Consider the following 18,504-nt stretch of genomic DNA (forward strand, 5'->3'; position numbering starts at 1 on the left):
CGTCCAGCGCCGCCTGCGCCTCCGGGACACGGGCGCCAAGCATGACCGCGGCCATGATCGGCAGCATGATCGCCGCCAGGATCAGCAGCCGCAGCAGTGACCCCGCGCCGCCGCCCTGCGCGGTCAGCGCGCCGAGCCCCGACAGCCGGTCGGCCACATGGGCCACCAAACCGGCCAGCATCGAGGCGGCGATCATGCTGCCGATCATGGCCGCGGTCATGCTTGGCGCCCGTGTCCCGGAGGCGCAGGCGGCGCTGGACGTCGTCCGGCGGCGCTTCGGCGGCCGTGCGGCGGTGCCCGGCAAACCGGTGCTAAAGGACCAATATTCTCGCCGGGCCCCGGTCACGTACCCTGAGCAGAGGAATTCGTCCCCGCCTGGGGTAAATGCGGTCCAGGAGCCGATCCGGCGCAGACCTTCGGAGCGGGCAACCCAAGCCCGGATAGCGAAAGGACCGGAGGTGACCGACCGCCCTATCGAGAGTGCCGCGTCGGGTGCCGAGCTGCCACGACCGGTTGCCGACGACTTCCAGCCCGACATCCCCGCCGAACGCCCGCCGGAATCACCGGCGCCGCGCCCGTCGAATGGCGACCTGCCACCCGAAGCGCGGCGCGGTCCGGCCCCGTTCGACGCGCCCAGGGATCGCGGCGGGGACCCGTCGGGAGACGACGTCCACCTGGTTCCCGGCGCCCGCATCGCCGGTGGCCGCTACCGGCTGCTGGTCTTCCACGGCGGAGCGCCGCCCCTGCAGTTCTGGCAGGCGCTGGACACCGCGCTGGACCGGCAGGTGGCGCTGACGTTCGTCGACCCTGACGGGGCGTTGCCGGACGACGTGCTGCAAGAGATCCTGTCCCGCACGCTGCGCCTGAGCCGGATCGACAAGCCGGGCATTGCCCGGGTGCTCGACGTGGTCCACACCGGGCACGGCGGCCTGGTGGTCTCCGAGTGGGTGCGCGGCGGTTCGCTGCAGGAGGTGGCCGACACCGCGCCGTCTCCCGTCGGCGCCGTCCGCGCCATGCAGTCGCTGGCCGCGGCCGCCGACGCGGCCCACCGGGCCGGCGTCGCATTGTCGATCGACCACCCGAGCCGGGTCCGCGTCAGCATCGAGGGCGACGTCGTCCTCGCTTACCCGGCCACCATGCCCGACGCGAGCCCGCAGGCCGATATCCGCGGCATCGGCGCCGCGCTGTATGCCCTGCTGGTCAATCGGTGGCCGCTCACCGAGTCCAGCGTGCGTAGTGGGCTCGCCCCGGCCGAACGGGATTCGACGGGCCAGCCCGTCGAACCGATGATCATCGACCGCGGCATTCCCTTCCAGATTTCGGCCGTCGCAGTGCGGGCGGTTCAGGAAGACGGCGGGATACGCAGTGCCTCAACACTTTTGAACTTGTTGCAGCAGGCGACCGCGGTGGCCGACCGGACCGAGGTGCTGGGTCCGATCGATGATTCGCCCGCGCCGGCGACCGCCCGCGAATCCGTGGCCCCGGACGAAGAAACGTTCGCGCGGCGGCGCCGCAACCTGCTGATCGGCATGGGCGCCGGCCTTGCGGTCATCATCGTGGCCCTTCTGGTCTTGGCGTCGGTGGTGAGCAAGATCTTCGGCAACGTCGGTGGCGGCCTGAACAAGGACGAGCTCGGGCTGAACGGCCCGTCCTCGTCCACCTCGGCGTCGGCCCCGAGCTCGGCGGCCGCCGGCAGCGTCGTGAAGCCGACCAAGGCGACGGTCTACTCGCCCGACGGTGACGCCGACAACGCGAGCACGGCCGGTCAGGCGATCGACGGCGATCCCACCACCGCATGGGCCACCGAGGTCTACACCGACGCCGTCCCGTTCCCCAACTTCAAGCAGGGTGAAGGGCTCATGCTGCAGCTTCCGAGCGCGACGGTGATCGGCCAGGTCACCATCGACACACCCAGCAGCGGGACCAAGGTCGAGATCCGCTCGTCGTCCACGGCGTCACCGGCGTCCCTGAACGACACCACCGTGCTGGCGCCCGCGTTCACACTCAAGCCCGGCCACAACGTGATCCCGGTGCGAGCCGGGTCCCCGACCTCGAACCTGTTGGTGTGGATCTCCACCTTGGGAACCACCAACGGCAAGAGCCAGGCCGGTTTTTTCGAGATCACGGTCCAGGCCGCTTCCTGACCGGCTCACAGATCCGCCCGATGGTGAAGTGCCGCCCCACCACCAATTGGTTAGTGTCCGGCCGTGGGCTCCCGGGGAGACATCCAGCGCGAACGCAGTGATGCCGAGCTCTTGGCCGCGCATGTCGCCGGTGACCGCCACGCCTTCGGCGAACTGTTCCTGCGCCACCAACGCCAGCTGCACCGCCTCGCCCGGCTCACCACCCGTACCGCCGAGGACGCCGAGGACGCGCTGCAGGACGCCATGCTCTCGGCGCACCGCGGCGCCGGTGCGTTCCGGCATGACGCCGCCGTCGGCAGTTGGTTGCACCGCATCGTCGTCAACGCGTGCCTGGACCGGCTGCGGCGCATCAAGTCTCACCCGACCGTCCCGCTGGAGGACGTCTACGCGGTGGCGGATCGGACCGCCCAGGTCGAGACCGCGATGATGGTGCAGCGCGCCTTGATGCGGCTGCCCGTCGAGCAGCGGGCCGCGGTGGTGGCGGTCGACATGCAGGGCTACTCGGTGGCCGATACCGCCGCGCTGCTGGGTGTCGCCGAGGGCACCGTCAAGAGTCGATGCGCCCGGGCGCGCGTGCGCCTCGCCGAACTTCTCGGCTACCTGAACGCCGCGGCCGACCCGGCCCCACCCATGGCCGTCAAGCGACCCATGACGGACACTGGGGCGGATGGGTGAAGCCGACGACCATGGCGACGAGCCGCCCCTGACGGTTGAACTCCTCGCCGACCTGCAGGCCGGCCTGCTCGACGACGAATCCGCGGCCCGCGTGCGTCAACGGGTTCGCGACGACCCGGAGGCCGAGAAAGTCCTGCGCGCCCTCAACCGGGCCCGCAGCGACGTCGCCACGTTGGGGGCCACGCCGGCGCCCGACGTACCTCCCGAGGTGACCGCCCGGATCTCGGCCGCGCTGGAATCGGCGGAAACCGGCCAGCCCGTCGCGCACTCCGCCCGGCCGCGGGTTGGGCCCGCGCGGGTGGTCGCCGGGGTGGCCGGCGTCGGTGCCCTGCTCGCGGCGGTCGGCGTGGGCACCGCGGCGCTGATCGGCGCGCCCGAGCCCGCCCCCAGCACCGGGGTGACCGCCGAGCACATCACGGTGTCGACGCCGCCGATGGCCATCCCGCTGTCGCGGGACGAGATTCTCGGCCTGCTTACCCAGGCGCCGGACTACGGCCCGCTCGGCGACCCGGCGCGGCGCGCCTCCTGCCTCACCGGGCTGGGCTACCCGGCGTCCACGCAGGTGCTGGGCGCCCGGCCGGTCGAGATCAACGCTCGCCCCGGCGTTGTGCTGGTGGTGCCGGGCGACGCTCCCCGCAGCCTGGCGGTTTACGCGGTCGCACTGAACTGCAGCGCCGCCGACACCGGCCTGTTGGCCAACACGGAGATCCCCCGCCCTTAGTGTGGTGCGATGGGTTGACCGACGTCCGGGAACAGCGGTGCCTACGCTGGCGTTTGTACGAATCCAGGGACGATTTCTTGAAAGGGTTCTATGACCGCCGACACTGTGCACGACGTGATCATCATCGGTTCGGGTCCCGCTGGGTACACCGCCGCGTTGTATGCGGCGCGGGCGCAGCTGGCCCCGGTGGTCTTCGAGGGAACGTCGTTTGGTGGCGCGTTGATGACCACCACCGAGGTGGAGAATTTCCCCGGATTCCGTGACGGCATCACCGGCCCGGAGCTGATGGACCAGATGCGCGAACAGGCGCTCCGGTTCGGGGCCGATCTGCGGATGGAAGACGTCGAGTCGGTGTCGCTGGACGGGCCGGTCAAGTCGGTGACCACCGCCGAAGGCGAGACTTTCCGCGCGCGGGCGATCATCTTGGCCATGGGCGCGGCGGCGCGGTACCTCGGGGTGCCCGGCGAGCAGGAGCTGCTGGGCCGCGGCGTGAGCTCGTGTGCGACCTGTGACGGGTTCTTCTTCAAAGATCAAGACATCGCGGTGATCGGTGGCGGCGACTCCGCGATGGAGGAGGCCACCTTTTTGACCCGGTTCGCGCGCAGCGTCACCCTGGTGCACCGCCGCGACGAGTTCCGCGCGTCACGCATCATGCTGGAACGCGCCCGGGACAACGACAAGATCACCATCTTGACCAATAAGGCCGTGCTCGGCGTCGACGGTGATCAGACGGTGACCGGTTTGCGGTTGCGCGACAACGTGACTGGGGAGGAATCCACTTTGCCCGTGACGGGCGTCTTCGTGGCGATCGGTCACGACCCACGCTCGGAGTTGGTCCGCGATGTGCTCGACACCGACCCCGACGGGTACGTATTGGTCAAGGGCCACACGACCGCCACCTCGATCGAAGGCGTCTTCGCGGCAGGCGACTTGGTGGACCGCACCTACCGGCAGGCCATCACCGCCGCCGGCAGCGGCTGCTCGGCGGCCATTGACGCCGAACGCTGGCTGGCCGACCACGCCGAATCGAGCTCGGCCGCCCAAAGCGACGCAACCGAATTTCCTGGCAGTACTGAGATGATTGGAGCACCTCAATGACCGACGCCGAAAAAGCCGGGGCCACAATCGAAGTCTCTGACGCATCGTTCTCCACCGAGGTGTTGTCCAGCAATAAGCCTGTGCTGGTTGACTTTTGGGCCACGTGGTGTGGGCCGTGCAAGATGGTCGCGCCGGTTCTCGAGGAGATCGCAAGCGAGCGAGGCGAGCAGCTCACGATCGCCAAGCTCGACGTCGACGCCAACCCGGTAACCGCGCGTGATTTCCAGGTCGTCTCGATTCCGACCATGATCCTGTTCAAAGACGGCCAACCGGTGAAGCGGATCGTCGGTGCCAAGGGCAAGGCGGCGCTGCTGCGCGAGCTCTCGGACGCGGTTCCCAACCTGAGCTGATCCTGGATTAAGTCGCCGCACCACGCCCCGCGTTCAGCCTGGGGTTTTCCCGATTAGGCGATCCATCTGCGACAATTGCTGTTAGCTGTTGCCCAGATGTGAGCCTGTCAATGTGTCCCGGAGGGCATTTGGTATGTCGAGTCCGCGCCGTGAATACGGCGATGCGCTGCGCTGTGGTGACCGCAGCGCAGCTGTGACCGAAATCCGGGCGACGCTGGCAACGCTAGGGCTGCTCGACACCCCGGAGGACGAACTCACCACCGGCCGGCTTGTGCCCGCCGAGGTTTTCGACGTCGAACTCGACCAGGCGGTGCGGGCCTTCCAGCAGCACCGCGGCCTGCTGGTCGACGGCATCGTCGGCGAGGCCACCTACCGCGCGTTGAAGGAGGCGTCCTACCGGCTCGGCGCGCGCACGCTCTATCACCAGTTCGGTGCCCCCCTCTACGGTGACGACGTCGCGACGCTGCAGGCCCGGCTTCAGGACCTCGGTTTCTACACCGGCCTGGTCGACGGACACTTCGGATTGCAGACGCACAACGCCTTGATGTCCTATCAGCGTGAGTACGGGCTGGCCGCAGACGGCATCTGTGGCCCAGAAACGTTGCGTTCCTTGTATTTTCTGAGCTCCCGAGTCACGGGCGGCTCCCCGCACGCGATTCGCGAAGAAGAGCTGGTCCGGCGCTCCGGGCCGAAGCTGTCGGGCAAGCGGATCATCATCGATCCGGGCCGCGGCGGCACGGACCTCGGAGAGCTGATGCACGGCCCGTCGGGACCGGTCAGCGAAGCAGACGTGTTGTGGGACTTGGCGAGCCGGCTCGAGGGACGGATGACCGCCATCGGCATGGAGACCTTCCTTTCGCGACCGGTCAACCGCAGCCCGTCCGACGCCGAACGCGCCGCCACGGCCAACAACGTCGGGGCGGACCTGATGATCAGCTTGCGCTGCGAGAACCAGCCCAGCCCCGCGGCCAACGGCGTCGCTTCCTTTCATTTCGGGAACTCACACGGCTCGGTCTCCACGATCGGGCGCAACCTCGCGGACTTCATCCAACGAGAAGTGGTGGCCCGCACGGGGTTACGGGATTGCCGGACACATGGCCGGACGTGGGATCTGCTGCGCCTGACCCGGATGCCAACCGTACAGGTCGACGTCGGCTACATCACCAATCCGAACGATCGCGCGATGCTGATCTCCACGCAAACCCGCGATGCCATCGCCGAAGGAATTCTCGCCGCGGTCAAGCGGCTCTACCTGCTGGGCAAGAACGACCGGCCGACCGGTACTTTCACCTTCGCCGAACTGCTGGCTCACGAACTGTCGGTGGAGCGGGCCAGCCGGCTCGGCGGCTCCTAGCCGATCTCGGCGCCGCGCAACGTATTTCCCGCGGCGGTCCCGGCTCCGACCGGCTCTTGCAACTGTGCGTTTTCCAGCAGTCGCTCCAGGGCCGCCTCGACTTCGGCCTTCCATCCCAGGCCTTTGTCCAACTCGAGTCGCAGCCGCGGAAAGTACGGATGCGGCGCGACCACAACGAAACCCGCGGCCTGCAAGAATTCGGCGTCCAGCACGCAATTGTCCACCGAGCAATCACCAACGGCCTCCAGCACCGGCCGCACGTCCGGGCTTGCCGCCTGCGGATCCTGCAACTCCGAGGCCGCCGGGGTGCGTCCGAAGGCTTCCAGGGCCCGCACCCCGCGCCGGACCAGTTCATCGATCACCCGGGCGAGGAGACCATGCGGCAGGTCGTCGGTGGCTTGCCCCGGCTCGATACCCATCGACGTCAGCAGGACCGCGTCCGCGGACACGGGAGCGGTGGGGAATCGCTGGGCGCGCGGCACCGCCCGCGGCGGCGCGTAGAAGACATAGCCCAGGCACGGCGGTTCGCTGTGGCTTCTGTCGTCGGTGACCGCGGTCGCGACCTGACCGCACGAGCCCCACTCCAGCATGACCATCGACAGCCACGCTTCCTTCTCGAACTCGGGGTCGGCGAGGTGGTCCTGGTTACCGAGGGTCGCCGGGTCGACCTCCCAGTACACGCAACGGCGCGCATGCTTGGGAAGCTGCTCGAACGCCTCGAGGCGCAACGGTGTGATTCGAGCGGACACTAGCCTCCTGGCTCCTGTGCGGTACTGCAGCCAATTGCACCGGCAACCCCTCCAGGATAGGAGAGGATGTCGCAATCGGGCCAGCTTTGGCCGCGAGGGGCCGGTCACGGCCCAGGCACGGTCGGCGCGTTAGCGTCTCACCCGTTTCGTTACCGAAAATCCTTGAAACGCATGCGCTTTCGTAATGCCGCGACGCCGAGCCCCGGTCGTTGCCGGTCCGTGACCGCTCCGGTGTCACAGTGACGTAATTACAGGGTATGGCGGGGTCATGCTTTCGCGGCGGTCATCATGTCGATAATTCGCTGCAAATCGTCGACGGACCCGAACTCCACGACGATCTTGCCCTTGCGCTTGCCCAGGCTGACCGTCACCCGCGTGTCGAAGGCGTTCGACAACCGCTCGGCCACCTCCTGGAGGCCGGGCATCTGGATCGGCTTGCGACGCTGGGGTGCGGGGGTGGTCGCGCCGGCCCGATTCGCCAGCGTCACCGCCTCCTCGGTCGCCCGCACTGACAGTCCCTCCGCGACGATCCGGCTGGCCAGTTCCTCTTGCGCCTCGGGCCCGGCTTCCAGCGACAAGAGGGCGCGGGCATGGCCGGCCGACAGCACGCCCGCCGCCACCCGCCGCTGCACCGGGATCGGCAGCTTGAGCAACCGGATCATGTTGGTGATCAGCGGTCGCGAGCGGCCGATTCGGGAGGCGAGTTCGTCGTGGGTGACGCCGAATTCGTCGAGCAGCTGTTGGTATGCCGCCGCCTCTTCCAAGGGGTTCAACTGCACCCGGTGGATGTTCTCGAGTAGTGCGTCGCGGAGCAGATTGTCGTCGCCCGTTTCGCGCACGATGGTGGGGATGGTGGCGAGCCCCGCTTCTTGGGCCGCCCGCCAGCGCCGCTCCCCCATCACGATCTGATAGCGGGGTCCCGTCTTGGCGCCGGGAACGGCACGCACGACGATCGGCTGCAGCAATCCGAACTCGCGGATGGAGTGCACCAGTTCGGAGAGCGCCTCGTCGTCGAACACCTGCCGCGGCTGGCGTGGGTTGGGCTCGATGTCCGACGGCGCGATCTCGCGATACACCGCGCCCGCCGGGGCCAGGTCGGGTCCCGGTCCCCCGATCAACACGTCGGCCGCCGCATCCCCCATCCGCGGGCCCAGGGTCGCGGGACCCGAGTCGCCCTCGGCGGGGCCCGTCGGGATCAGCGAAGCGAGGCCCCGGCCGAGGCCGCCCTTCTTGCGTAACGGCTGCGTCATGGTCGTCCCTTCACGGCTGGTGGTCAATCACGTTCGGCGAGCTCGCGGCTCGCGTCGAGGTAGCTCATCGCCCCGCGCGATCCGGGGTCGTAGTCGATGATGGTCATGCTGTAGCCCGGCGCCTCCGAGACTTTGACGCTGCGCGGGATCACCGTGCGCAGCACCTTGGCACCGAAGTAACGGCGCACCTCTTCGGCGACCTGGTCGGCCAGCTTGGTCCGGCCGTCGTACATCGTGAGCACCACGGTGCTGACGTTGAGCTGCGGGTTGAGGTGTGCCTTGACCATCTCGATGTTGCGCATCAGCTGGGACACGCCCTCCAGGGCGTAGTACTCGCACTGGATCGGAATCATCACCTCGGGCGCGGCGACGAGCGCGTTGATGGTGAGCAGCCCCAGCGACGGCGGGCAGTCGACGAAGACGTAGTCGAAGTCGAGATCGTCCAGGTCGGCCAGGGCCGTCCGCAACCGGTTCTCGCGCGCCACCATGCTGACCAGTTCGATCTCGGCACCGGCCAAGTCGATGGTGGCCGGTACGCAGAACAGGCGGTCATTGTGGGGGCTGCGCCGCAGGGCGTCCTTGACGGAAACCTCGCCGATGAGCACCTCATACGACGAGGGCGTACCGGATTGCCTGTCGGTGATGCCGAGCGCCGTGCTGGCGTTGCCCTGCGGGTCGAGGTCGATGACCAAGGTCTTGAGCCCCTGCAGGGCGAGCGCGGCGGCGAGGTTGACGGCGGTGGTGGTCTTACCGACTCCGCCCTTTTGATTGGCCACGGTGAGGATGCGGCGGTGGCGCGGCCGGCGCAGCGGCGGGTAGGTGGTGTGCAGAACGCGCATCGCGCGCTCCGCGGCCGCCCCGATCGGGGTGTCGAACTCGGCCACTGTTTCACGTGAAACATTGGCCGCCGAGTCCTCGATGGCACCTGGGACGAGGGGCGCGGGGACATCCGGCCCGGCGGGCGTCTGGACGGGCGTGGCGTTCGGGGACGGGCCCGAGGCGGTCGGCGATTCTCCCGGAGTGCTCATCGCTTCCCCGCCTTCCCCATCCGTGCCGGCTGTCGTCGCGGCCGCTCTGCGCGTCGCGCTATAACTACGGTTGCGGGGGGACGCAAATAGGTCGCGCCACATGTCACCACCCTGGCATCAACGGCGCCCGATGCTGCCATCACACGCCGGTACTGTTCAACTTCCTCGCGGCCGCGCTCGCCCTTGATCGCGAGCATCCGGCCCCCGGGCCGTAGCAACGGCATGCTCCACTTCGCCAACTTGTCCAACGACGCAACCGCTCGTGACACCGCCGCATCCCTTTCCCCGAACTGATGGCGCACCCACAGTTCCTCGGCACGGCCGCGGACCACTTCGACGGCCAACCCTAGTTGGTCGACGACCTCCGCGAGAAATTCACTTCGGCGCAGCTGCGGTTCCAGGAGCACCATCTCGACGTCCGGCCGCGCGAGCGCGAGCGGGATCCCGGGTAGCCCTGCGCCGCTGCCGATGTCGACGACCCGCTCCCCCTCCTCCAGCAGCTCGGCGGCGGCGGCGCTGTTGAGCAGATGGCGGTCCCAGACGCGGTCCACTTCGCGCGGTCCGAGCAGTCCTCGTTCCACTCCCGGACCGGCCAGCAGTTGCGCGTACCGCTGGGCGAGATCAAGCCGCGGGCCGAAGATCGCCTCCGCCGCCTCGGGCGCGGCGCCGGGCTGCGGTGGGTCGGACGGGGCCGCCGAGGGTTCGACGGGGCCGACATGTTTCACGTGAAACATCCTCTGCTTTGCCTGACGCAATGGGTGCCTCGGCGCCGGAACTACACCGCTGTAACTCGCTAGTCGTGAAGAACGACGACCCGTCGCGCGGGCTCCACGCCCTCGCTCTCGCTGTGCACGCCGGGCACCGCCGCGACGGCGTCGTGAACGATCTTGCGTTCGAACGGCGTCATCGGGGACAGCTCCTCGCGTTCACCGGATTCCAGCACCCGCCGCGCCACCTTGTCGCCCAGCGCGGCCAACTCCTCGCGACGCCGCCGACGCCAACTGGCGATGTCGAGCATCAGCCGGCTCCGGACACCGGTCTTCTGGTGCACGGCCAATCGGGTGAGCTCTTGCAGCGCGTCGAGCACCTCGCCGCCGCGGCCCACCAACTTGTTCAAGTCGTCGCTGCCGTCGATGCTCACCACCGCCCGGTTGCCCTCGACGTCCAGGTCGATGTCTCCGTCGAAGTCCAGCAGGTCCAGCAACTCCTCCAAGTAGTCGCCGGCGATCTCCCCCTCGGCGACCAGCCGCTCCTCCAGGTCGTCGGGTTCGTCCGCACCCGCCTCGGCCCCGTTTTCGGACCGTTCCTCGAGCTCGGCGTCGACGTCGGGTTGGGTGGTGGTGTCTGCGTCCGTCATGTCTTTCTCTCCCTCATCCATGGGTTCCTGCCAATCGGGGTCACCCGCCCGAGGCGGCCCGGCGTGGCTCTGTCTCCCTTGTCAGCGTTTGCGTTTCTTGGGCCGCGCGCCCGGCCGCGGGGTGCGGTTCGCCGCGCCGCCGTTCTGTCCACTGGGATTCGGCTTATCCGCCGGTGGCTTCACCGCCGCGCCGTCGCCATCGGAGCCGTCAGAGCCATCGGAGTCCGCCTCCCCCTCCCCGGCGGCCGGTGATCCGTTGCCCGCCGGCTGTCCGGCCTTGGGGCTTCGCTTGGGTTTGGCCCCCGGTGCCGGAGCATTGGCCGCTCGACGTTCCAGCGCTTCTTGCTTCTTGGCCTCGTCCTCTTTCTCGATCATGCCGAACACGTAGTGCTGCTGACCGAATGTCCAAATGTTGTTCGCGAACCAGTACAAGATGATCGCGAGCGGCAGGAACGGGCCACCGACGACGACGCCGAGCGGGAACACGTACAGCGCAAGCTTGTTCATCATCGCGGTCTGCGGATTGGCCGCGGCCTCAGGACTTTGCCGCGCCACCGATGCCCGGCTGTTGAAGTACGTCGCGATGCCGGCCAGGATCATCACCGGCGCACCGACCGCGATGACGGCCGGCCGGCTGAAGTGGGTGAACGCGTCCAACCCGGTCCGCTGCGTCATGAACGCGCCGATCGGGGCGCCGAACAGGTTCGCGTCCAAAAAGTGCCCGACGTCCGTCGGCGTGAACACGTAGTTTCCGGTGAGCCGGTTCTGGGCCACCGACAGGTGCGGCTGGCCGAAGCCCCCGGTTGTTCGGTTGAACGACCTCAGCACGTGGTAGAGCCCGATGAACACCGGGATCTGGGCAAGCATCGGCAGACAACCGAGGATGGGGTTGAACCCGTGCTCGCGTTGCAGCTTCTGCATCTCCAGCGCCATCCGCTGGCGGTCCTTGCCGTACTTCTTCTGCAGCGCCTTGATTTGCGGCTGCAGTTCCTGCATCTGCCGCGTGGTGCGGATCTGCCGCACGAACGGCTTGTAGAGCAACGCGCGGAGGGTGAAAACCAGGAACATCACCGACAGGGCCCACGCGAAGAAGCTCGACGGCCCCAGCATCGCTGCGAAGAGCTTGTACCAAACCCACATGATCCACGACACCGGGTAGTAGACGAAGTCGAGGCTAAAGAAATCAAACAAAGGTTCCACTCTCCCCTCGCGCCGGCGCGAATGCCGCCACGGCGCTGACGTCTTCGAAGTGCGCGCATTCCGGGCGTTCCGGGATCGGATCCCATCCGCCCCGATGCCATGGCCCGCACTTGGCGAGCCTGATCGCGGCCAACCAACTCCCCCGCATCAAGCCGTATTCGGTCAACGCGTCGACCGCATACTGGCTGCACGTCGGAACGAAGCGACACGTCGCCGGCCGCAAGGGCGAAACCATGTGCCGATACAGCTGGATCAGCGAGATCAGACCTCGGGCGGCCGCGGTCCCCGCCGTGCGGATGACGGCCCGCGCCGACGCAGGCGCCGTCACCGGTCCCGTCCCGCGGCTTCGAGCGCCCGGCGTAATCCGCGACGCAACTCTTCCGCCAACCGCGCCGACGATGCCGTCCGACTGCCGGGCAACGCCCGGATGACCACCTGGTCGGATTCCCGGAGCTCACCCAGAACGGATCGCGCGACATGCCGCAGCCGGCGCGACACCCGATGGCGGTCGACCGCCGAACCGACGGACTTGCCGACGATCAATCCGACGTGCGGGGCCGTTGGCGCGTCACCGTCTGTCCGGCGGAGATGGACGACAACGTCGGGCTGCGCCGCACGAATCCCGTGCTTCACCGTCGCGTCAAACTCCGTTGACCGCCGCATGCGGTTGCGTGCCGGAAGCACCGCCGAAAGACCCGACGTTGCGATCAGGCAGATAGCGCGCGGCGCCCCTTACGGCGCCGACTCGACACAATCGAGCGTCCGGCGCGGGTGCGCATGCGCAACCGGAAGCCATGCACGCGGGCTCGGCGCCGGTTGTTCGGCTGGAAGGTCCGCTTGCCCTTGGCCACGACGTTCTCCTCGTTGTGTCTCGCATTTCCATCCGGCCGGCCAGACTGTCTCGCTCAAGGTTCGTCTGCGGGTCGGTCGGAGGTAATCTTGCTGCTGGCCGGCGCGGTCCCCAGGCAGACCTGGGTCGCAGCCGCATCGCCGACTTTCGGGCGACTGTTTGAGGGTACTGACCAGGCTTCGCCTGGTCAAACCTGGCCTGCCCCAACGAACCCGCGCGGTCCCCGCCGAAAAACGCCACCCCGGCGGCAGGACCGCACCCCGGTCCGAACCGGCGACGAGCCGAACTAGGCCCAACGAACCCTAAACAACTCGATTGGAATGCAGCAGAACGGTTGGCAGCCGCACGGAAAACTGTTAGCTTCTGCCAGTGTCGTTTTAGACTGCAACGGCGCTCGACAACGAAGCGAGGATGGTGGATCGACTAGCTGCCTAGACGGCCTTGATAAAGGTTTTCTTCCAGCACGGAGATCGCGAGCCGTCGCCGGTAGGTTGTGGCTCGCATACGCTCATCCTGTCCACACCTGTGTATAACTATGTGGACAGTTGCTTTGTCCACCAGCGCGGTTGTACTTGGACCCGGGATGCTCGAGAACCAGGGGGATGCGTCGTTGACCGATGACCCCGGTTCAGGTTTCACGACCGTCTGGAACGCGGTCGTTTCGGAGCTCAACGGGGAATCCACCCCGGACGGCGTGGCCGCCAACCGCACAACGCTCATCACTCCCCTCACTCCCCAACAGCGGGCGTGGCTGAATCTGGTTCAGCCGCTGACCATCGTCGAGGGGTTCGCCCTCTTATCGGTGCCGAGCAGTTTCGTACAGAACGAAATCGAACGTCATCTCCGCGCCCCGATCACCGACGCCCTCAGCCGTCGCCTCGGGCAACAGATCCAGCTCGGGGTCCGCATCGCACCGCCCGACGACGACATCGACGACTCCCTGATCCCGCACGCCGAACCGTTCGCTCAATCCGAAGCACCGCTGCCGGACGACGACCCCATCGAAATCGATGAGCCCGACGAAAACGGCGAAGTCAGCGACAGTGCACAGCAGAGTTGGCCGAACTATTTCACCGAGCGGCCGCACCCCACAGATCCGGCCGTTGCCGGCGGGACGAGCCTGAACCGGCGCTACACGTTCGACACGTTCGTCATCGGAGCTTCGAATCGCTTCGCGCATGCGGCGGCCCTGGCGATCGCCGAAGCGCCGGCGCGCGCCTACAACCCGTTGTTCATCTGGGGTGAGTCCGGCCTGGGCAAGACCCACCTGTTGCATGCCGCGGGCAACTACGCGCAGCGACTCTTCCCGGGGATGCGAGTGAAATACGTATCCACCGAGGAGTTCACCAACGACTTCATCAACTCGCTTCGCGACGACCGCAAGGTCGCCTTCAAGCGCAGCTACCGCGACGTCGACGTGCTGCTCGTCGATGACATCCAGTTCATCGAGGGCAAGGAAGGTATTCAGGAGGAGTTCTTCCATACCTTCAACACGCTGCACAACGCCAACAAGCAGATCGTCATCTCCTCCGACCGGCCGCCCAAGCAGCTCGCCACCCTCGAAGACCGCCTCCGGACGCGGTTCGAGTGGGGCCTGATCACCGACGTCCAGCCACCCGAACTCGAGACCCGCATCGCCATCTTGCGCAAGAAAGCACAAATGGAGCGACTTGCGGTTCCCGACGACGTCCTCGAACTCATTGCCAGCAGCATCGAACGCAACATCCGCGAACTCGAGGGCGCCCTGATTCGGGTCACCGCGTTCGCCTCGTTGAACAAGACTCCGATCGATAAGGCGCTGGCCGAAATCGTGCTGCGTGACCTCATCGCCGACGCCAGCACGATGCAGATCAGCGCGGCAACAATCATGGCTGCCACCGCTGAGTACTTCGACACCACAGTGGAAGAACTCCGCGGGCCCGGCAAGACGCGCGCCCTGGCGCAGTCACGCCAGATCGCGATGTATCTCTGCCGCGAGCTCACCGACCTGTCGCTGCCCAAGATCGGACAGGCATTCGGGCGCGATCACACCACGGTGATGTACGCGCAGCGCAAGATCCTGTCCGAAATGGCCGAGCGTCGTGAGGTCTTCGATCACGTCAAAGAGCTCACCACCCGTATCCGCCAGCGCTCCAAGCGCTGACTCCGGGCCGCCCCGACCGCCCGCCGGCACATTTTTTCCAAAAAACTTCCCGCCCGCCTGTCACACCCGCCACACCCGGGCCTTGTGCGCAGCACTGTGCACAACGCAACCAAACACCCGTGTACTACGGGACGCCGCGTGCACAACCGCCCTCGCTCCCCAATGGCCCAACACCGGACTCACAGTTATGCACCCCGTCATCCACAGCCCCATGCCCGCCCTAGCTGCGTCGAACCCCGGCTGTCCCCAGGATGCACAGGCCTTATTACTAGTACTGAGATCTCTTCGTCGTTTCTTCTTTGAAATACAGCGTTGGGGACGCTTGGTCGAACACCCCGCACGGATGCGCCGGTAACCACGCTTGTCAGGGTTCCCGATTAGCTTTCAAGATGGCCTCGGACGATCTACGGTTGTTCTTCGACTGCCGTTGCGGTCGTCGTTGGCACGACGTGTCAGTGGCGTTCGTCGCGGAGCCCCGTGCTAGCGGAGACGGCTAGCCACTGGACTTTAAAACTCTCGGTAGGTGAAGGGACGCTATGGACGCGGCGACGACAAGAGCTGGCCTCAGCGACTTGAAGTTTCGTTTGGTGCGGGAGTCCTTCGCCGACGCGGTGTCGTGGGTGGCGAAGAACCTGCCGACCCGGCCGGCGGTGCCGGTGCTCTCTGGAGTGTTGTTATCCGGGACCGATGCGGGCCTGACGATCTCCGGATTCGACTACGAAGTTTCCGCCGAAGCGCAGGTGGCAGCCGAAATAGCTTCTCCCGGAAGTGTTTTGGTTTCCGGAAGGTTGTTATCGGACATCACCCGCGCGCTGCCGAACAAGCCGGTCGACTTCTACGTCGACGGCAACCGCGTCGCGTTGAACTGCGGAAGTGCCCGATTCTCGCTGCCGACGATGGCGGTCGAGGATTACCCGACGCTGCCGGGCTTGCCGGAAGAGACCGGCGCATTGGCCGCGGATCTCTTCGCGGAGGCCATCAGCCAGGTGGCCATCGCGGCCGGCCGTGATGACACGTTGCCGATGTTGACCGGAATCCGGGTCGAGATCTCGGGCAACACGGTGGTTTTGGCCGCCACCGACAGGTTCCGGCTGGCGGTGCGCGAGCTGACTTGGTCAGCGTCGTCGCCCGACATCGAAGCCGCGGTGCTGGTGCCGGCGAAGACTTTGGCCGAGGCCGCCCGGGCGGGTGCCGACGGTTCCGAGGTTCGGTTGTCCTTGGGGGCCGGCAGCGGCGTTGGCAAGGACGGGTTGCTCGGCATCAGCGGCAACGGCAAGCGGAGCACGACGCGGCTGTTGGATGCGGAGTTCCCGAAGTTCCGTCAACTGTTGCCCGCCGAGCACACGGCGGTGGCGACCATCAACGTCGCCGAGCTGACCGAGGCGATCAAGCTGGTGGCGTTGGTCGCGGACCGGGGTGCCCAGGTGCGGATGGAATTCTCCGAAGGCTCGCTGCGGTTGTCTGCGGGTGCCGACGACGTGGGCCGCGCCGAAGAGGACCTCGCCGTCGACTTCGTGGGCGAGCCGTTGACGATCGCGTTCAACCCGACCTACCTCACCGACGGGCTGGCCGCGGTCCATTCCGAACGGGTGTCATTCGGTTTCACCACCCCCGGGAAGCCGGCGCTGCTGCGTCCGGCGTCGGGTGACGACAGTTCACCCACCGGCAGCGGACCCTTCGCGGCATTACCGACGGATTACGTCTACCTGCTGATGCCAGTTCGGTTGCCCGGATAGGTGTACGTCCGGCATTTGGGACTGCGCGATTTCCGGTCCTGGGCGCACGCCGACCTCGAATTGGAGCCGGGCCGGACGGTGTTTGTCGGTTCCAACGGGTTCGGTAAAACGAATCTCATTGAGGCGCTGTGGTTTTCGACCACGTTGGGGTCGCATCGGGTTGGCACCGATACCCCCCTGATCAGGGCGGGCGCCGAACGGGCTGTGGTGTCGACGATCGTCGTCAACGAGGGTCGAGAGTGCGCGATCGACCTGGAGATCGCGGCGGGGCGGGCTAATAAGGCGCGGCTCAATCGTTCGCCCGTGCGCAGCACGCGGGAGGTGATCGGCGTCTTGCGCGCCGTGCTTTTTGCTCCCGAAGACCTGGCCCTGGTCCGGGGGGATCCGTCGGAGCGGCGACGCTACCTCGACGATTTGGCGACGGTGCGGCGGCCGGCGGTCGCCGCGGTGCGGTCGGACTACGAGAAGGTGCTGCGCCAGCGTACGGCGCTGTTGAAATCCGCGGCCGGAATCCGGCACCGGGCTGACCGCAGCGCCCTGGACACCCTCGACGTGTGGGACAGCCGGTTGGCGGAACACGGCGCCGAGTTGATGGCCGCGCGGATCGACCTGGTGAATGAGTTGGCACCCGAAGTGGAGAAGGCCTACCAACTGCTCGCGCCGGCCTCGCGGCCCGCCTCGATCGCCTACCGAACCAGCCTCGGGGCGCATGCCACACCGGACGCGGCGGGGACCGATCGCGATTTCCTGGAAACCGCTTTGTTGGCGGCGCTGGCCGAGCGCCGTGCCGCGGAATTGGAGCGGGGCATGTCTCTGGTGGGCCCCCATCGCGACGATCTCGACCTCTGGCTCGGTGACCAACCCGCCAAAGGCTTTGCCAGCCATGGGGAATCATGGTCCTTCGCGGTGGCGCTGCGGCTGGCCTCCTACGAGTTGTTGCGCGCCGACGGCAGCGAACCGGTGCTCTTACTCGATGACGTATTCGCCGAACTCGATGCGGCCCGCCGTAGGGCGTTGGCGACGGTGGCGGAATCCGCGGAGCAGGTGTTGGTCACCGCCGCGGTGGTCGAGGACATTCCGGCGGACTGGGCCGCCAGGCAGATACCGATTGATTTGCGCGACGACGACCTCGGCCGGGTCTCGGTGGTGAGGTCATGACGGGCAGCGGCGACGAACAAGAATCGACGCCGGCCGACCCGGGCCTGCTGCGCGGCATCGACTTGGTTCGGCGCACGCTCGAGGAAGCCCGCGCCGCGGCCCGCGCGCAAGGCAAGGATGCCGGCCGCGGCCGCGCGACCCCGGCGCCGAGCCGCCGCGTCGCGGGGCATCGCCGAAGCTGGTCGGGGCCCGGCCCGGACGCCCGCGATCCCCAGCCCCTCGGCCGTCTCGCCCGGGACTTGGCCAAGAAGCGCGGGTGGTCGGCGCAGGTGGCCGAAGGAACCGTGCTCGGAAACTGGGCGTCCGTGGTCGGTCAGCAGATCGCCGACCACGCGACGCCGACGGCGTTGAGCGACGGGGTCCTCAGCGTGGCCGCCGAATCGACCGCGTGGGCCACGCAATTGCGGATGATTCAGTCGCAACTGTTGGCCAAGATCGCCGCGGCCGTGGGCAACGGTGTGGTCACGCAGTTGAAAATCACCGGGCCCGTGGCGCCGTCGTGGCGCAAGGGGCCGCGCCACATCGCCGGAAGGGGCCCGCGCGACACCTACGGTTAACGGCGCGACCGGCGACGAACCATCCCCAGACACGGTTTCATCAACAGGCCGCTGAAAGCCGCCAGGACGACGTGAAGCGGGTTGACGCACGTCGGGACGCGGCGTCAACAGAGAAATCGCCCGCACGGCGCAGT

18 protein-coding genes and 2 pseudogenes are annotated in these 18,504 nt (G+C 67.4%); 10 read left to right on the plus strand and 10 right to left on the minus strand.

Annotated elements, in window-relative coordinates; translation table 11 throughout:
• Nucleotides 1–193 (minus strand): annotated as a pseudogene (locus A5704_RS27360) (hypothetical protein); the annotation flags it as partial.
• Here A5704_RS27360 and A5704_RS04420 point away from each other — a divergent pair.
• The 6 genes and pseudogenes from A5704_RS04420 to A5704_RS04445 all read left to right on the plus strand — a co-directional run.
• Nucleotides 186–2,144: pseudogene (locus A5704_RS04420) on the plus strand (murein biosynthesis protein MurJ); the annotation flags it as partial. The pseudogenes A5704_RS27360 and A5704_RS04420 sit on opposite strands and share 8 nt — an antisense overlap.
• A gap of 63 nt (nt 2,145–2,207) precedes the next feature.
• Nucleotides 2,208–2,819 carry an RNA polymerase sigma factor SigM gene (gene sigM / locus A5704_RS04425; RefSeq protein ID WP_067756342.1) on the plus strand — a complete coding sequence of 204 codons (612 nt, stop codon included), beginning with the start codon at nt 2,208–2,210 and terminating at the stop codon, nt 2,817–2,819.
• On the plus strand, nt 2,812–3,540 hold the full coding sequence (locus tag A5704_RS04430; RefSeq protein ID WP_067756339.1) for a hypothetical protein: 729 nt from the start codon (nt 2,812–2,814) through the stop codon (nt 3,538–3,540). Before sigM ends, A5704_RS04430 begins: the two co-directional genes overlap by 8 nt.
• Nucleotides 3,541–3,630: 90 nt before the next feature.
• Nucleotides 3,631–4,638 (plus strand): thioredoxin-disulfide reductase, encoded by a 1,008-nt coding sequence (trxB, locus tag A5704_RS04435; RefSeq protein ID WP_067781336.1) that lies wholly within the window; start codon nt 3,631–3,633, stop codon nt 4,636–4,638.
• Nucleotides 4,635–4,988 carry a thioredoxin gene (trxA, locus tag A5704_RS04440; protein ID WP_067756334.1) on the plus strand — a complete coding sequence of 118 codons (354 nt, stop codon included), beginning with the start codon at nt 4,635–4,637 and terminating at the stop codon, nt 4,986–4,988. Before trxB ends, trxA begins: the two co-directional genes overlap by 4 nt.
• 133 nt (nt 4,989–5,121) lie before the next feature.
• A complete protein-coding gene (locus A5704_RS04445) occupies nt 5,122–6,342 on the plus strand; it encodes an N-acetylmuramoyl-L-alanine amidase (protein ID WP_067756331.1) in 1,221 nt (406 codons plus the stop codon).
• Here the strand turns inward: A5704_RS04445 and A5704_RS04450 are convergent.
• The 9 genes from A5704_RS04450 to rpmH all read right to left on the minus strand — a co-directional run bounded on the left by A5704_RS04450 (nt 6,339) and on the right by rpmH (nt 12,777).
• Nucleotides 6,339–7,091 carry an acetyltransferase gene (locus tag A5704_RS04450; RefSeq protein WP_067887555.1) on the minus strand — a complete coding sequence of 251 codons (753 nt, stop codon included), beginning with the start codon at nt 7,089–7,091 and terminating at the stop codon, nt 6,339–6,341. The genes A5704_RS04445 and A5704_RS04450 overlap by 4 nt on opposite strands.
• A 266-nt stretch (nt 7,092–7,357) precedes the next feature.
• Nucleotides 7,358–8,341 carry a ParB/RepB/Spo0J family partition protein gene (locus A5704_RS04455; protein WP_067756325.1) on the minus strand — a complete coding sequence of 328 codons (984 nt, stop codon included), beginning with the start codon at nt 8,339–8,341 and terminating at the stop codon, nt 7,358–7,360.
• Nucleotides 8,342–8,364: 23 nt separating this feature from the next.
• Nucleotides 8,365–9,369 (minus strand): ParA family protein, encoded by a 1,005-nt coding sequence (locus A5704_RS04460; protein WP_082954770.1) that lies wholly within the window; start codon nt 9,367–9,369, stop codon nt 8,365–8,367.
• Entirely contained in the window at nt 9,366–10,103 is a 738-nt protein-coding gene (gene rsmG / locus A5704_RS04465) for a 16S rRNA (guanine(527)-N(7))-methyltransferase RsmG (RefSeq protein WP_067887558.1), read from the minus strand. Before rsmG ends, A5704_RS04460 begins: the two co-directional genes overlap by 4 nt.
• A 59-nt stretch (nt 10,104–10,162) precedes the next feature.
• On the minus strand, nt 10,163–10,726 hold the full coding sequence (locus tag A5704_RS04470) for a R3H domain-containing nucleic acid-binding protein (RefSeq protein WP_067756319.1): 564 nt from the start codon (nt 10,724–10,726) through the stop codon (nt 10,163–10,165).
• 81 nt (nt 10,727–10,807) lie between these two features.
• Nucleotides 10,808–11,926 (minus strand): membrane protein insertase YidC, encoded by a 1,119-nt coding sequence (yidC, locus tag A5704_RS04475; RefSeq protein WP_082950518.1) that lies wholly within the window; start codon nt 11,924–11,926, stop codon nt 10,808–10,810.
• Nucleotides 11,910–12,254, minus strand: coding sequence for a membrane protein insertion efficiency factor YidD (yidD, locus tag A5704_RS27365; RefSeq protein WP_082950519.1), 345 nt, complete (start codon nt 12,252–12,254; stop codon nt 11,910–11,912). Before yidD ends, yidC begins: the two co-directional genes overlap by 17 nt.
• Complete coding sequence (gene rnpA, locus A5704_RS27370) at nt 12,251–12,610, minus strand: ribonuclease P protein component (RefSeq protein WP_067756311.1); 360 nt, start codon at nt 12,608–12,610, stop codon at nt 12,251–12,253. The genes yidD and rnpA overlap by 4 nt, the downstream gene beginning before the upstream one ends.
• Before the next feature lie 23 nt (nt 12,611–12,633).
• Entirely contained in the window at nt 12,634–12,777 is a 144-nt protein-coding gene (rpmH, locus tag A5704_RS27375) for a 50S ribosomal protein L34 (RefSeq protein ID WP_073880743.1), read from the minus strand.
• A 609-nt stretch (nt 12,778–13,386) separates the two neighbouring features.
• On the opposite strand from rpmH, the gene dnaA reads away from it, so the two are divergent.
• From dnaA to A5704_RS04500, 4 genes are all read left to right on the plus strand, one after another.
• A complete protein-coding gene (gene dnaA / locus A5704_RS04485; RefSeq protein ID WP_067756365.1) occupies nt 13,387–14,919 on the plus strand; it encodes a chromosomal replication initiator protein DnaA in 1,533 nt (510 codons plus the stop codon).
• A gap of 536 nt (nt 14,920–15,455) precedes the next feature.
• On the plus strand, nt 15,456–16,655 hold the full coding sequence (gene dnaN, locus A5704_RS04490) for a DNA polymerase III subunit beta (protein WP_067756308.1): 1,200 nt from the start codon (nt 15,456–15,458) through the stop codon (nt 16,653–16,655).
• Nucleotides 16,656–17,813, plus strand: coding sequence for a DNA replication/repair protein RecF (gene recF, locus A5704_RS04495; protein WP_067887561.1), 1,158 nt, complete (start codon nt 16,656–16,658; stop codon nt 17,811–17,813).
• On the plus strand, nt 17,810–18,370 hold the full coding sequence (locus tag A5704_RS04500) for a DUF721 family protein (RefSeq protein WP_067756303.1): 561 nt from the start codon (nt 17,810–17,812) through the stop codon (nt 18,368–18,370). The genes recF and A5704_RS04500 overlap by 4 nt, the downstream gene beginning before the upstream one ends.
• The last annotated feature ends 134 nt before the right edge of the window (nt 18,371–18,504 follow it).

The sequence above is a fragment of the Mycobacterium sp. E735 genome, assembly GCF_001666955.1.
In the GTDB taxonomy this organism is placed as follows: domain Bacteria; phylum Actinomycetota; class Actinomycetes; order Mycobacteriales; family Mycobacteriaceae; genus Mycobacterium.

Bases quoted from the DNA above. Each gene is read 5' to 3' on its own strand.
- A5704_RS04430 (WP_067756339.1), top strand. From the start codon at position 2,812: ATGGGTGAAGCCGACGACCATGGCGACGAGCCGCCCCTGACGGTTGAA.
- trxB (WP_067781336.1), top strand. From the start codon at position 3,631: ATGACCGCCGACACTGTGCACGACGTGATCATCATCGGTTCGGGTCCC.
- trxA (WP_067756334.1), top strand. From the start codon at position 4,635: ATGACCGACGCCGAAAAAGCCGGGGCCACAATCGAAGTCTCTGACGCA.
- A5704_RS04445 (WP_067756331.1), top strand. From the start codon at position 5,122: ATGTCGAGTCCGCGCCGTGAATACGGCGATGCGCTGCGCTGTGGTGAC.
- A5704_RS04455 (WP_067756325.1), bottom strand. From the start codon at position 8,341: ATGACGCAGCCGTTACGCAAGAAGGGCGGCCTCGGCCGGGGCCTCGCT.
- A5704_RS04460 (WP_082954770.1), bottom strand. From the start codon at position 9,369: ATGAGCACTCCGGGAGAATCGCCGACCGCCTCGGGCCCGTCCCCGAAC.
- rsmG (WP_067887558.1), bottom strand. From the start codon at position 10,103: ATGTTTCACGTGAAACATGTCGGCCCCGTCGAACCCTCGGCGGCCCCG.
- A5704_RS04470 (WP_067756319.1), bottom strand. From the start codon at position 10,726: ATGACGGACGCAGACACCACCACCCAACCCGACGTCGACGCCGAGCTC.
- dnaN (WP_067756308.1), top strand. From the start codon at position 15,456: ATGGACGCGGCGACGACAAGAGCTGGCCTCAGCGACTTGAAGTTTCGT.
- A5704_RS04500 (WP_067756303.1), top strand. From the start codon at position 17,810: ATGACGGGCAGCGGCGACGAACAAGAATCGACGCCGGCCGACCCGGGC.